This is a genomic window from Pedobacter psychrodurus (assembly GCF_004331735.1).
GTDB classification, from domain to species: Bacteria; Bacteroidota; Bacteroidia; order Sphingobacteriales; family Sphingobacteriaceae; genus Pedobacter; species Pedobacter psychrodurus.
In genome coordinates, this window is sequence record NZ_SJSO01000009.1 from 145,790 (window position 1) to 160,086 (window position 14,297).

11 protein-coding genes are annotated in these 14,297 nt (G+C 42.7%); 4 read left to right on the forward strand and 7 right to left on the reverse strand.

Translation table 11 applies throughout. The features are described 5' to 3' along the window. Nucleotides 1–48 precede the first annotated feature (48 nt). Nucleotides 49–1,215: a CehA/McbA family metallohydrolase gene (locus EZ456_RS13210; protein WP_131530861.1), complete on the forward strand. Its 1,167-nt coding sequence runs from the start codon at nucleotides 49–51 to the stop codon at nucleotides 1,213–1,215. Between the two features lie 193 nt (nucleotides 1,216–1,408). Here EZ456_RS13210 and EZ456_RS13215 read toward each other — a convergent pair whose 3' ends face one another. Together EZ456_RS13215 and EZ456_RS13220 are read right to left on the reverse strand one after the other, a co-directional pair. Beyond that, a complete protein-coding gene (locus EZ456_RS13215) occupies nucleotides 1,409–2,599 on the reverse strand; it encodes an AGE family epimerase/isomerase (RefSeq protein WP_131530863.1) in 1,191 nt (396 codons plus the stop codon). Nucleotides 2,600–2,606: 7 nt separating this feature from the next. Further along, the gene (locus EZ456_RS13220; RefSeq protein WP_317130004.1) at nucleotides 2,607–3,602 is read right to left on the reverse strand and encodes a glycoside hydrolase family 130 protein; all 996 of its coding nucleotides are present in this window, start codon (nucleotides 3,600–3,602) and stop codon (nucleotides 2,607–2,609) included. A 58-nt stretch (nucleotides 3,603–3,660) separates the two neighbouring features. Here EZ456_RS13220 and EZ456_RS25130 point away from each other — a divergent pair, with 58 nt between their 5' ends. Continuing rightward, nucleotides 3,661–3,861 (forward strand): hypothetical protein, encoded by a 201-nt coding sequence (locus EZ456_RS25130; protein WP_165501319.1) that lies wholly within the window; start codon nucleotides 3,661–3,663, stop codon nucleotides 3,859–3,861. Between the two features lie 343 nt (nucleotides 3,862–4,204). Next, nucleotides 4,205–5,302 carry a sensor histidine kinase gene (locus tag EZ456_RS13230; protein WP_131530865.1) on the forward strand — a complete coding sequence of 366 codons (1,098 nt, stop codon included), beginning with the start codon at nucleotides 4,205–4,207 and terminating at the stop codon, nucleotides 5,300–5,302. A 106-nt stretch (nucleotides 5,303–5,408) separates the two neighbouring features. Here EZ456_RS13230 and EZ456_RS13235 read toward each other — a convergent pair whose 3' ends face one another. The 4 genes from EZ456_RS13235 to EZ456_RS13250 all read right to left on the reverse strand — a co-directional run bounded on the left by EZ456_RS13235 (nucleotide 5,409) and on the right by EZ456_RS13250 (nucleotide 11,570). Then, nucleotides 5,409–5,819, reverse strand: coding sequence for a response regulator (locus EZ456_RS13235; protein ID WP_131530867.1), 411 nt, complete (start codon nucleotides 5,817–5,819; stop codon nucleotides 5,409–5,411). A gap of 159 nt (nucleotides 5,820–5,978) precedes the next feature. Further along, entirely contained in the window at nucleotides 5,979–10,046 is a 4,068-nt protein-coding gene (locus tag EZ456_RS13240) for a CheR family methyltransferase (protein ID WP_131530869.1), read from the reverse strand. Between the two features lie 74 nt (nucleotides 10,047–10,120). Next, a complete protein-coding gene (locus EZ456_RS13245) occupies nucleotides 10,121–11,152 on the reverse strand; it encodes a chemotaxis protein CheB (protein ID WP_131530871.1) in 1,032 nt (343 codons plus the stop codon). A 235-nt stretch (nucleotides 11,153–11,387) separates the two neighbouring features. After that, complete coding sequence (locus tag EZ456_RS13250; RefSeq protein WP_131530873.1) at nucleotides 11,388–11,570, reverse strand: hypothetical protein; 183 nt, start codon at nucleotides 11,568–11,570, stop codon at nucleotides 11,388–11,390. Nucleotides 11,571–12,637: 1,067 nt separating this feature from the next. Between EZ456_RS13250 and EZ456_RS13255 the strand changes: the two genes are divergently transcribed. Further along, on the forward strand, nucleotides 12,638–13,318 hold the full coding sequence (locus EZ456_RS13255; RefSeq protein ID WP_131530874.1) for a response regulator transcription factor: 681 nt from the start codon (nucleotides 12,638–12,640) through the stop codon (nucleotides 13,316–13,318). Nucleotides 13,319–13,641: 323 nt separating this feature from the next. Here EZ456_RS13255 and EZ456_RS13260 read toward each other — a convergent pair whose 3' ends face one another. Then, entirely contained in the window at nucleotides 13,642–14,013 is a 372-nt protein-coding gene (locus EZ456_RS13260; protein ID WP_131530876.1) for a response regulator, read from the reverse strand. Nucleotides 14,014–14,297 lie beyond the last annotated feature (284 nt).

A 14,297-nucleotide genomic window follows, 5' to 3' on the forward strand; every position in this document is an offset into this window, starting at 1 on the left:
GCTAAGAATATCATCAGGTGTTTTTTATTAAAGGACAAATTTTAAAAAATGATTAAATATAAAATAGCAATTCCAACGATATTTATCGTTTTTCTTTTAAGCATATATACCTTAAAAGCTCAACAAGACAACACTAACCCTGTTATTCTTTCCAAAGGGTTTTGGTTAAAAGGCGATTTGCATGTGCATTCTCGGCATAGTACAGAATCATCAAATAATTCAATAGCAAAAATCATTAATTTCTCTAAATCTGTTAAAATGGATTATGTGTGTATTACAGATCACGATAATCATGTAGACGGAGATGTGGAACACCATACCTGGGCAGATCCAGAATTTAAATCAGACTCGCTTTTGCTATTGTATGGTGCAGAATGGACCACAACCAGAGGACATGGAAATGTATTTTCTGATAAACCGTATAATCATCAACGGTTATTTAATGTTCGCGACGAACGTGATGTTAATATTGGTAAAGTGAAGAAATCACTCGCTATTCACCTATCGGCAAACCATCCAAGCGGAAAAGACAATTTTGGTTTTTCTTATGATTTGGTTCAATCGATTGAAGTTTGGAATTCGTCAGTCTGGCCAAAAAATGCAAATGCAATTATGATTTGGGATGATATGCTTTCATCAGGAAGGATGATGACGGGAAGAGGAGGAAGCGATGCACATCACGGTGTGCCCACAGGATCTGAAAAGCCAGGTGCAAATACTTATCAGGCCGAATATAATTATGTTGGTACGCCAACAACATGGGTTTTTGCAAAGGAAAAAAGTTTAACTGCAATTGTTGATGCGCTAACCCACGGAAAGGTTTCAGTGAGTTCAAATCCCTTTGCGCCAAGAGTAGAATTTTATGCTGATGCAAATGAAGATGGTAAATTTGAAATGATGATGGGGGATAATGCAATTTCGAAAGGTAAACCCGTGAAATTTTTGGTTCAGTTAAGTGGTAATACTTTGCCAGATGTAGATTACACCATTACTATCATTAAAAACGGAAAGAAATTGGATACTTACCATGCTAAAGGCGAAACGCCCATGGTTCAATTTGAGGATGCACCAGAAACAAACGGTAGAACCTATTATCGGGTAACTATTGAAGGAATAAATACACCTTATCCACAAGTGCCAAAATCTATGGCTTTAAGTGAAAATATGGTTGGTTTATCAAATCCAATTTATTTTAACTTCGACCCAAAATTTTAGATTTTCTTTATAATTATTAAAAAGATAATTTAACACCTGTCAAAAGCAGGGATTTTTCAATCCCTGCTTTTGATTTCTCCACCGGGATATATTAAATGGGTTTATTTTTCTGCAAGCCACCGGGTGATACCTTCATGCTGCAGGACACTCAAAGATCATTTTTCTATCTGGCCGAAGCTTTAGCAAGAATTAACTATCCGATCCTCTTGATGAGTTCTATACAGGCCCTACTATTATGATAAGGGCATTTCCAAACACCAACCTTATCTTCGCCTGGCATTACTTCATCCTGTTCACTTATACCCCAAAACCATTCTCCTTTTTGGTAATTGATGATTTTACGTTTCACGAATTCCCAATTTTTCATACTAATCTCGAGAAAACGCTCATCAGTTGATACCTGCCATGCATTAAAAAAACCAACCATGGCCTCCGCCTGTACCCACCAGTGTTTTTCCCTTATAAAATGATTTTTAGAAGGTTCGTATTCGTACAACAGACTTCCATCAGCATCAAGGCCGTCCTTAGCAACTTCAGCCATTTTAACTGAAATTAATTTTACAAGATCAATCAGGGCTTCATCATGAACAGCTTCGGCAGCTTCAAGCAAAAGCCAGGCGGCTTCTATGTCGTGTCCATAAGAAACAATATCTGATTTGGCTTCCCAGTTCTCATCAAAAAACAAAATCAGGCTCCCCGTTTCCTTATTGATTATCCGCGTTGTAAAGCAGTACACAAGCTCAATAATTTTATGCCTTAAGTGTTCATTTGGCCAGATCCGATAAAGCGCTGTGAAAGCCTCCAGAACATGGAGATGCGTATTCATCGTCTTTTTTTCATTCGCGTCCTTCTCGCTCAGCCTCAAATCATCCAAAGGATTCCATTCGCGGTTAAAGGCCTCGAAATATCCACCCCTTTCAATATCATAACTATGTTTGATTAGGTCATTGTATAGCTCCATAGCCTTTTCTTTTGCAAAAGGCTTCTTGCTTGCGCTAAAATACTCGCTAAAAGCATAAATGGTAAAGGCTATAGCATAAACCTGCTTTTTAGTATCAACAGGAGTACCCTTAGCACTGAGCAACCAATAAACACCCCCAAATTCTTTATCGATAAAATAGTTATTTATATATTGAAAGGCCCTATCTGCCATTTCCAGATATTCAGGATCTGCATTTAGATTGTAAGCAGCAGAGAACGACCATAGGATCCTTGCATTTAAAACACTCCCTTTTTGAGCAGAGTAATCAATATTGTTATTATTATCAATCTTACCTACAAAGCCCCCGTTAACTTCATCAACAGTAAAGCTCTTCCAATAGCTTAGAATATTTTCCAGTTCCAGGCTTAATTCTTCCCTATATTTTATTAAATCCGATCTCAACTTATCCCTAAATTACAGAACCCACTTTATTTTTTTCAATATTGCCCAAAATCCTATTAACCGTGGCAGCTGAGCGCAATCCATCTGCTGGTGTGTTCATTACATAATCTACTAATATATCAAGTGTACTGGTTGCAACATGCATCCTTGTATCTGATGAGGCGTAATAGATAAACACTGTTCCCTGCTCATCTAAAATCCAGCCGTTGCTAAAAACCACGTTAGAAACATCCCCGATACGTTCTTCGCCTTCCGGAGCCAAAAAATAACCTGCAGGTTTATAGATCACCTTAGTCAGGTCATTAAGATCAGTCATAAACATGTATAACACATAGCGTAAACCTGCAGCTGTATTTCTCACCCCATGGGCCAAAAACAACCAGCCATGTTCTGTTTTGATCGGCTCTGGCCCCATTCCGTTTTTAGCCTCATAAACGGTGTGATAGTTTTTATTGTCTACAATCAGTTCCTTTTCAATAACTGCATTTTCAATTGAAGCACTTAATCCGAACCCAATTCCGCCACCGGTCCCGCTTTCAATAAAGCCATCCTGCGGACGGGTATAAAAAGCATATTTTCCATCAACAAACTCTGGATGCAACACCACGTTACGCTGTTGTGGTGATGGGGTTTTCAGGTCGGCCAAACGCTCCCAGGTCTTTAAATCTTTAGTACGGACAATTCCACATTGTGCAACCGCCATAGACTGGTCGTGTGCAGGCGCATTGGGATCTTTTCTTTCGGTACAGAACAGACCGTACATCCAACCATCTTCATGCGCAACAATACGCATATCGTAAACATTGGTATCAGGGGTATCTCCTTCGGGAAGCGTTACAGGTTCCTCCCAAAAATTAAAACCATCTATTCCGTTATCACTTTCCGCCACGGCAAAAAACGATTTCCTGTCGGTTCCCTCTACCCTTACAATTAAGATATACTTGTTGTTAAACTTGATCGCACCAGCGTTAAAAGTTGCATTTATACCGATCCGCCGGGGTATTAAATTATTTTATCTCGGAAGGGTATTCCCAGCGTCAAAACTAAACATTTAAACCAGAATGCAAAAAGAACTACCGAAAATCCCTGAATTTGGAATCACTGATAACCCCAATCTCGTTTGTCCTCCAGAGGATAAAGCCCAATCTGCCGCAGCATTTTGCCACGAAATATTCTATATCAGCAGGAACATCATTTACGATACGGAAGCGGATCTTGTATTTCTGGGTATAAATGATGCAGACCACCAGTTTATCGTCTGAAAATCCACTACCAAACAAAGACTTAAAATGCAGATAATCAGAAATATTGCACACGCTGCCTCCATGTTGACAGTATGAAAAAATTTAGCGCGCTCTTCAAGAAAAGCAGCAAAGCCCTCCAGCACTTCACCATAAGTGTCCATTATCTTCTGTAACAATATCCTTTCATTCCCAACATAAGCCCCGCAAAGTTAAAAATCAAGTACAGGGCTGGAAAAGAGCGTAAAAATCCACGTATTTAACCGCTTTACGTTTAACGTACAATTTACAAGCAAATGTGTTTAATGACTAGGAATCGGGTGTAATAATCACGACCTTGTAAACCAACCTTTCATCCTAATCTATGCATAACAAAAGCGAACAGATCAGCGAACTCACCCAATTAAATGAGGATCTGGAGAACTATTTTGCCAATACCATCATCCCGCAGCTCTTCGTGGATGCACAGCTTACGTTAAGAAAATTCACACCGCCTGCAATGAAGCAGTTCACGTTAAAGAATGAGTATATCGGAAAGCCGATGGAGGAGATCAAGGAAAATTTCAGGTATCCAACCATTATCGAGAACATCAAAAACGTGATTGCTACAGGAAAGATTCTGGAAAAAGAAATCCAGACCATCGATATGCGCTGGTTCCAGATGAACATCCTGCCCTACATTATCAGAAAGGAGAACAGGACGGATGGCGTGATCATCACTTTTGTGGATATTACCTCCCGGATCAGGGACCTGAAGGAGCAGGAAAGAATGCTCGCAGAAAATGAGCTTTTACTAGATACTATTGCGCACGATATAAAAAACCCCATCCATGCACTTGGCCTAACAGTGCAGATGATCAAAAAACTTACTGAAGGAAACATGGAAAATTTCCCCTTCCTGATGGATAGTCTGGAGGTAAGCCTGCTGGACATGAAAAAAGTAGTGGAAGACCTTGTTGACTCGCACTGGCAACGCCAGCGCTACCAGGCGGCTGAGGAACTACTCGACTTCCAAAGCATCCTGGAAGACGTAAGGCTGACCTTGTCCCATCAGGTCCTGGAAACCGGGGCCGTCATTACACACAACATTAACGTTCCGGAAATTACCTTTGTTAGACGGAAGCTACGGAGCGTGCTGTACAACCTGTTGAGTAACGCCATCAAATATACCCCATCTGAAAGATCTCCTGAAATAAACGTGTGCACAGAGGAATGCAATGGATATATCGTAATCAGCGTTTCTGATAACGGTATCGGAATGAGCGCAGAAGAGCAGCAGCTAATCTTTAAAAAATTCCAACGCCTAAAAACCGACACTGAGGGATCGGGTGTAGGACTGTACCTGGTTAATACTATTGTTAGTTCTGCAGGCGGTAAAATCGAGATCGAGAGCGAAACCGGAAGCGGTTCGGTATTCAGGGTATATTTTAAGATCGACTATGAAGGCGACAGGAAACCGTAAAAATACAGTATGCGACAATTTCTTCCTCATTTTTCTTAATGTGATTTTATCGTTGCGGGATATGGGATTTTGCATACGATACAGTCCGAAGCTTGTAGATTCAATGTTAGTCCGGATCTCTCCTTGAAACGTTCTCATCTAGTATAGTTTCTCCAAGGTGTACCCGGGTAATGGATGCGCAGAGTTTTTGTATATCGCCATCTTTCAAAAGATAACCCTTTGCGCCAGCGCCGAACGCCTTTTCGGCAAATATATATTTATTATGCATGGTGAGGATTACGATATCCATATGGCTATAAAGAGACCGGATCTTAACTGTAAGTTCGATCCCATCCATCCCCGGCATGTTGAGGTCAGCCAGAACGATATCAGGCCTGAGGCCATTGGCAAGCAGCCCGAGGGCAACGTTTCCATCTTCAGCGCTCCCTACAACCTTCACTCCATTTTCGCTTGCTAGTAGCATCGCCATGGTATTGCGTACTATTGCATTGTCTTCTACTAATAAAATATTGATCATAAAAAATATCGGGTTAACTTATTAGCGCGATACAGCACATTTACCCTTGACTATACTGCAGGTATTTAGTGAAGCGCTATTTCAGGACATATTAATATCCAGATTATTTCACCATGTTGTATCTTCCTTAGGCACTCCCTATCTGCATGCTGTGAGGCCTTAAGCGCCATCAAATTCAATCGGTAACTTTACTTCAATAACTGTGCCTTTACCGTCCACTGAATTTATATCCAGTTTGCCCTTTAACAGTTCTACCTTGTTCCTGATCGAAAGCAGGCCAATACCTGATTTACTAGGCGTTGTTGCCGTCATTCCCTGTCCGTTGTCATGTACAGAAATCAGGATACTGCCACCATCCACCTTGACTTCTACCTCCGCACTGGTGGCCCTGGCATGCTTTACCACATTGATCATCAGCTCCTGAACGGTGCGGAAAACTGCCAGCTCAATGTAGTTATCAAGTTTGATATCGCCCAGTGTGATCTGGCAATCGAACCTGACGCCGTCCTGTAACTGGTCGCACACATCCTTGATCGCTGCGTCGAGGCCAAATTCGGCTAGAACCGTTGGCATGAGCTCATGAGATATACGCCGGATATCATTAATGGAATCGGACAATAATTTCTCAGTATATGCTTTAGACTCATTAAACCGATCAGGCTTCGCTGTAGCCATATCAACAGTGAGATGGTTAATGGCAAGCCTTGTGCCGTAGAGCAGCTGACCAACACCGTTATGTAAGCTCTCTGAAATCCGCCGCCGTTCCTCTTCCTGAGTTGAAAGGGTTATCCGGAATATTTCCTGCTGCTGCTGGTTTTCCATATCACGTAACTTTCGTTCAGCTTCCCGCATTGCTGTGATATCCATATCTACCCCCAGCATGCGAACCGGGTTACCTTCTTCATCACGGATCACAGTAGCCTTCAGGTGGACAGCCTTGATCATTCCTTCAATCATCAGCTCTATTGTCTCCTCAAAATCCTCATCACCGCTCCGTATATGCTCCACTATTTTTTCTGCGGTAGGGCGGCATTCTTTGCTAGCATAATGAAGATAAATATCAGGGCTAAGCTCCTTTCCTACCTCAAGGTTAAAAAGGTAGTACATGCGTTGCGAGCAGGTAAAGTTACCGTTCATCAGGTCATAGTCCCAGCTACCAATACCGGCCAGTTCTTCCGACTGTTGCAAAAGTGCAAATGCACGTAAACGTTTGTCTTCCAGTATTTTTCGCTCAGAGATATCCAGACTGGTGCTCACCAGCAAATCTTCCCCTTTAACGAACATGGTGGAATACCACATATCGACCCCTTCGTGGATATATTTTTGTTCTATCTGGACAGGCATACCTGTTTCAAAAGTTTTGACCATCAGATCAAAAATACCTAGCTGACCCTTGCCAGGAAACAGCCCGCTGAACAGTTTCCCAACCAGTCCCTTATGGCCATAGGCCAGTTCCATTTTTTTATTGGCACTTACAATATGAAAGTCTGTGATCTTACCCTGTGCATCTGTTATCGGTGCAAAGACCGACATCCCGATCAGGGTAGTATCGTAAATGGTCTGCAGCAAGGCATAATTTTCTCTCAGCTCACGTGTACGGTCAGCTACTTCCTTTTCAAGTGCTAAACGGTACTTTTCTTCCGAAATCCGCAATGCCTCTTCTGACTCTTTTCTTCCTGTAATGTCAAAAAATGTGATAACCACGCCGTTGATTCTGTCTTCAGCAGTACGGTAGGGCAATAGCCTCATCATAAAGTAGCGGTTGTCACTCGTGGTGACTTCCCGCTCCACAACGGTTAGTTTCTCAAGAACTGCCTCAGCATCCTGCAATAGGCCGCTGTACTGCAGCTTATTGGTAATATCTGTAACAGGACGTCCATAATCGCCTGTCTTTAGGTTGAAAATATCCTGTATGGCCGGTGTAAAAAGCCGGATGGCAAAACTGCGGTCGAGGAATATCGTACCAACATTGGCAGAATTGACGAGATTTTGGAGATTGTTGCTGGTCACGCCGGTCTCATCGATCTTAACCTTCAGTTCCTGGTTTACCGTGCGCAGCTCTTCGTTTATCGACTGGAGTTCTTCTTTACTGGTTTCGAGTTCTTCAGCTGCAGAACGGAGTTCTTCGTTCATGGCCTGTAGTTCTTCATTAGAAGCTTTGAGCTCTTCCGCCTGGTATTCGTGCTGTTCTATCGAACTGCGGAGCTGGATCTTCAGCCTGATCAGTTCTTCTTCCAACTGCCTGGCCAATGACTCATCCGAGGCCATCTTAACGGTTGTACCTTCCTGAAAAGGCTCCTGGGCAGGCTTAAAAATAACGAGGATAAAGCCTTTCATGGTGTCACCGTCCTCCAAAACCGGACGAACCTGGATGTCGAGTGACAGCGGTTCTACCTCACCAGATACTTTAATGTTGCGGGCTTCAACAACTGTTTTATTCTGTACCGCCTGATAAAGTGCAGAACGCAGTTCTAACCTGATCTCTGGCCGTATAAGTTTAAGCAGGTTCTGGGTAGGCTCACCTCCGGAAAACTCAAAATACCTGCCTGCCTTTTCACTCATATGCACGATTTCGTATTCTGAGTTAATCACTACAGAAGGTGGTGCATATTGCTCAAGCATTTTTTGGTGAAGGTCACCAAAAGAAATGCGCTGGGTCCAATTTTCCCTTTCATCCGGCTTTTGCAACGGATCGTTCCTAAGAAAGTGGAACTGGGGTACCGACTCAGGTATAGGATAACTGCGGGAGCTAACTTCCCGCGCCTGAAAAATATGGTTGTCCCGGTTATAGATGGAATAAAGGTCGCTGGCGCCATCCACCGATTCAGAGGTGCCAAGAAAAAGGTATCCTTTAGGCCTTAATGCAAAATGAAATGTTTCTGTTACCCGCTCCTGGGCAGTGCCGTTCAGGTAGATTAAAACATTCCGGCAGGCCACCAGGTCAAGTTTGGAAAAAGGCGGGTCCTTTAAAAAGTTATGGTGAGCAAAAAGGACCATTTCCCGGATTTCCCTACGCACCCGGTAACCATCGCCGTCACGCGTAAAAAAACGCCGCAGGCGGTCCTGCGATACATCTGCAGCATCATTAAGGGTATATAACCCTTCCCTTGCGGTTGTTATGGCAGATTCATCAATGTCGGTAGCAAATATCTGTACCTTGGGCGCGTCAAATGTCCTAAGTGCGTGTTCTGCACACAGCATGGCAAGCGAATAGGCTTCTTCCCCGGTAGCACAGCCAGCCACCCAGATCCGTACCTGGTCTTCAGATGTTTTGCCAGCAAAGATCCCGGGTACCACATCCTGTTCAATGCATTCAAAGGCTTTACTATCCCGGAAGAAATTCGTCACCGAAATCAAAAGGTCTTTTAAAAGTGCATTTGTTTCGTCAGGATTCCCGTGCAGAAACGCCGTATATGAAGGCAGGTCGGGAAGGTTGTGTACATTGATGCGCCGCTCTATGCGCCGCAACAGTGTTGGCCTTTTATAATTGGAAAAATCATGACCTGTTCGTACCCTGAGCTGCGTGAATATATCACGGAGTGCCTGTTGTTGCGGTTCCGGCCGTTTTTCTGGTTCTTCAATAATTTGTACTGTGCCCATGCTATCACGGTAGGCGATAATACGGGCCGGAATCTCGCCCACGTTCAGCACCTCATCAACCAGATCGGTAGCGATGGCATTACGGGGCATTTCGTTGAATTCAGCTTCACGGGGATTTTGCACATAGGTTGCCCCCCCACGCTCTTTGATCCGCTTAAGGCCCATAGAGCCATTAGCACCTGTGCCCGATAAGACTACGCTGATAGCCCTTGGTCCATGCTGGTCTGCCAGGGTCCTAAAAAAAATATCCACCGGTGCCCTGCGTTCCTCGATATGGATATTGGGCATAACGGCAATGGAGTCACCCTCAATTTTAAGGTGACGGTCGGGCGGAATAACGTAAATATGGTCAGGTTTGATAATTGTTTTAACGGTTACCTGTGATACAGGGATCTGGGTTTCCTGCTGGAGCACGGCCGCCAACTGGCTATCATGATCGGGTGAGAGATGCAGGATGACAACATAGGCCATATTCGAACCTTCAGGCACGTTTCTGAAAAATTCCTGCATGGCTTGTATACCGCCGGCAGATGCCCCAATACCGACAATCAAAAAACCGTTTGCCTTTTGCTGCAATTGCGCGACCGGCGATAATTTGCCTTTACGTTCCGCTACTTTTTTTTTCATAGATTGGGGAAGCGAATGCTTACCATATAAATAAATAGTCCTTAATAAATTGAATCCGAGCGAACAAAGATGTTTTAACCTTCATTTTCCGCGTCTTCCACAAGCTTGATATTGCTCAGCAGTTCATGGCTGTGTACAGCTTTACGTACCAGATCAGACCGATCTCCTGCCTCTTTTGCTTTCTTAAAACAGACGGCAGCCAGCTTGGGCAGATTGGCCTCGGCATAATGATCTCCAATATGGTTCATCAGCAGGATACTTTCATCCATGCTCCGGATCGCAATATACAGGCTGTCTTCAATCTTTTCTGTTACGCTGGCCATGAGTGTATCTGCAGAGTAGGCATGTCCGGTGTGACAGCGGAAACGCGAGAGGTCACCGTCCATGATCTTTGACAGCACCCCGTGGCATTCCGGGCAGGTATATGGTGAGAGCACGCCGATATTCAAAGAACCTTGTTTCAGGGCATTTTCCTCGGCGGCAATATTAATTTCAATTTTTGTTTTCTCATCCTTCATAATCTCTGTATTTGTGGTAATCTCCTGTGAAGATAACCTGGTCAGCAGCGCCGCGATATCCGCAACCGGCACGCAATAATCAACATCTACTTCCCGCAGCGCATTCTCAGGCATAGAGGGTGCTTCCGCATCTGCAGGATCCTGCACCACGGTAAGGCCGCCGCTAAATTTAATCCGCCATAGCCCTGCAGTTCCATCATCAAGGCCACCGGTAAGTACCACGCCGATTACCCGTGCCCCATAGGTATATGCCGCAGAACGGAACAATGGGTCAACCGCGGGGCGGAACCTGTTTTCCTTGGGGCCATGGGTTACCCGCACGCGCCCTTCTTCAATAAGCAAATGATGGTCAGGCGGCGCTACATATATGCGGTTGGGCAGAATAGGTTCTTTATCGTAGGCATTAGCGGCCTTAATCGACCCCAGTTTATTTAAAACCTCAGGCAATATACCCCGTACAGTGGCACCCATGTGCCAGACAATAAAAATAGAAGCATCCAGGTCTGGAGGAAGATCCTTTACAATTTTTTTAAATGCTTCAAAACCTCCGGTAGATCCACCGATCACTATAATGTTCCTCTTTTCCATAATGCACAATTATGCCTTTTTATTTACCGGGTAAGGTAAAGGTAGGTATTTATCTTTTGGATGGTTATATATTGTTGATTAATGCCAACACTTAAACTTTTGAACAACTTAATCTTACATTTGAACAGCTAAATGGCAACCCGTAATTCCTAAGAATAGCTTTATCTTGGGTATTCCTGACATCTGACTAACTAAAAAGTGTGGATTACCTGCGTATGGCCTAAAAAATAAATGGTTATTTGATTACCAATACGGTACCGTTGTTTTTTATCTTATAATAGTATTGATTTTCCCGGTCATAATGCAGCACCTCAACACTTTCTACAGTTCCAGACTTTCCGGTATTATCGGAAATCTGATCGCCCACTTTAACCTTTTCAAGATCCTGTGTGGATGTGAGCGGCGTTACTTTTTTCATAGTCTTGGTTTTAAACAAAACAAGATATTCCTTTAAAAGTTTTGACAGCAGAAGATCATACACTTTCAGTCTTTTTTTGATTGGCCGATTATTAATCTCTTTGGCCCTTATTGGTGTATTAGGTATTAAAATGCTACAGATAAAGGAGGCTGTATCAAAAGACATATCTCTTAAGAAAGGTCGTCATTGCGAGGAACGAAGCAATCTTAAAGCGCACGCTAGTAGCGCTCATTATAAGATTGCTTCGTTCCTCGCAATGACGATTCCTCGCAGCCTATCACTGCAAAAAAAATATATGTCATCTATATTGTATTATCAAAAGTCCTTAATCCAGTCTTTCTGAAATAACTAGACCGTTTCAACTGTATATCCCTGATGTCTGTGGATAATTTCAGTATGGCGATATCAACAGCCCTGAGTGAGCCATCACAGAAACAGATGTCGAAGGTTACAAGATCACCCCTACTAGGTATTGATATATTACTCTTCGGAGAGAATAAAATGCGCTCACCATTGGAATCACCAATGAGACCTACGCCAGCTTTCTTGTTATAGGAAAGGACTTTGCCTATTCTCATATTTCTATTTTTATTGGGGAAGCAAATTTAGCCTTATTGATAAAAAGGAAGCGCTTACCATAAAAGTCAGGTAGTTTTTTGTAAAAAAAGGGTATATTTCCTATCCAAGAATAACAGCATACCGTTGTTAGCTGATTTTCACAGTCTTTAATCAGGGTAAATTTGAACAGGGCTTAGTCTTGAGGGTAACGGTCTATTAGAATGCTATAAATAGATTAATAAAGCGCAATTATCGTCGTATCTGGCATATTTCCACCCCTATCTTTAAATGTTTATCAAAAAAGTATCAGACAAGACAATGCCCAACAGTGGTAGCGGTTAAAACAGAAAAAGCAAATAAGGCCAAGGAGGCGGGGCGAAATACCTGAATTATCGAAAAAATATACGCGAATTGTACCTAAAACTTTGAATATTAAGGATGGTTTTGTATTTTGCTATTTAAAATGGGCCGTTACACCCAATAAACCGGGTCCTATAACCCTTTCCACTATGAATTTACTGAATAATCCTGAAACAGGAAAGCCCTTGAGGATTATACTTGCAGAGGACCATCCTGTGGTCCGGAACGGGATCCGGATGCTCATTGATGCCCAACCGGATATGACTGTAGTTGCGGAAGCGGCAGATGGGGAGTCAGTGGTAAACCTATTGGCTGCCGGGATGTCGGCAGATATTGTGATTTCGGACATTAATATGCCGGTCATGGACGGATACGCCCTTTTTGCACACATTAAAGAATCATGTCTTCCGGTTAAGACAATTGTATTATCGATGCTGGATACGGAACAGCATATCGAAAAGGCATTTCAGGCAGGTTGTTCTGGCTACCTTACAAAGGCCGTCGAACCCGCGGAACTTATTTTTGCCCTCAGACAGGTAGCAACCGGAAAGAAATATCTTTGTTCCGATACAGTGGAAAAGATAGTCAAAAACCGGTCTTTTAAGACAGAAATGACAGGCGGACCTGAAAAGCTTCCAGAATTTTCCGAGCGTGAACTCCAGGTTCTGGAGCTTTTATCGCAGGGAATGACTACACTAGAAATTGCAGATAAGGTATTTCTTAGTAAACGGACCGTAGAAGGCCATCGGCAGAGCTTAATGGATAAAACAGGATCAAGGAATACCGCTGTACTTATTAAGCTTGCGGTGGTTCATGGACTGGTTCATTGAAAGGTCAATAGGTAAAGATAATACACAAATTATCTGTAAGGGCGTACTTAAATTATCTACCACGTATTTACAGCAATTAAAAGGGTGCGAAATACCTGAATTTGACAAGTATGATTTTGAGGGCAATAATTGTATTAAATTAGTACATAGAATCAAACTTGAAATCCCATGTCTAAAATCCTGGTATTAGATGATGATCTCAGTAATTCTGAGGTGATCCAATTGGTATTTACCCCAAATCCGGGCTGCCATTGGTAAATGTATATCTCTGGAAAATAATCCTGATTTCATGTTAATTAATGAGCCTGATATAGCTTAAAGGATTAACCAGCATTTTGATCTAAAAGCCCATCGACCAATGCGAACACTTCATGGATATCGAATGGCTTATCGATATGGCCATCGGCAAGTGTCTCCGAAGGGCTAAGAGTTTTGAAGGCATTCGAAGCAGTCATCAGTAGAACCTTAACCAAAGGAAAATCGGGATTTTTCTTGATCCATAGACAAACATCCGTCCCACTGAACCTGCCCATTACAATATCCATTAACACAACCCTGGGAGAAAAACTCCTTAATACGCTTTCGATATTTTGTGGATCTGGTAACAGTTTTACCTCGAAACCTTCACTTGTAAATATTAGCCCGAGCATTTCCAGGTTGGACCCATTGTCATCTATAATCAAAATCCTTTTCATCCCTTCCTTAATAATGATGGCAAGTTAGTTAATAAGAGCAACAATACGGAAGAATTTAACTGATCAGGTATTGGTATCGGACCGAGAGATAATTACGCGAATTCAGTGACAAGGTACTTGGGGATTCAAGGGTATTATCCGCTAATAACAGGTCTACTATTTATAAAACGCCGCAGATTGGGATAGCCCATTGTACGCAGTAATACTTTGCTATATAACTGATAGCGACTAAATCTTGTTAACAACCAATCGTATCGATTTCTCTCAGCTGTTACCATAAACTT

Excerpts from the sequence above, each read along its gene's own strand:
- EZ456_RS13255 (WP_131530874.1), top strand. The coding sequence starts at position 12,638 with ATGAATTTACTGAATAATCCTGAAACAGGAAAGCCCTTGAGGATTATA.
- EZ456_RS13250 (WP_131530873.1), bottom strand. The coding sequence starts at position 11,570 with ATGAAAAAAGTAACGCCGCTCACATCCACACAGGATCTTGAAAAGGTT.
- EZ456_RS13230 (WP_131530865.1), top strand. The coding sequence starts at position 4,205 with ATGCATAACAAAAGCGAACAGATCAGCGAACTCACCCAATTAAATGAG.
- EZ456_RS25130 (WP_165501319.1), top strand. The coding sequence starts at position 3,661 with ATGCAAAAAGAACTACCGAAAATCCCTGAATTTGGAATCACTGATAAC.
- EZ456_RS13260 (WP_131530876.1), bottom strand. The coding sequence starts at position 14,013 with ATGAAAAGGATTTTGATTATAGATGACAATGGGTCCAACCTGGAAATG.
- EZ456_RS13245 (WP_131530871.1), bottom strand. The coding sequence starts at position 11,152 with ATGGAAAAGAGGAACATTATAGTGATCGGTGGATCTACCGGAGGTTTT.
- EZ456_RS13235 (WP_131530867.1), bottom strand. The coding sequence starts at position 5,819 with ATGATCAATATTTTATTAGTAGAAGACAATGCAATAGTACGCAATACC.
- EZ456_RS13210 (WP_131530861.1), top strand. The coding sequence starts at position 49 with ATGATTAAATATAAAATAGCAATTCCAACGATATTTATCGTTTTTCTT.
- EZ456_RS13240 (WP_131530869.1), bottom strand. The coding sequence starts at position 10,046 with ATGAAAAAAAAAGTAGCGGAACGTAAAGGCAAATTATCGCCGGTCGCG.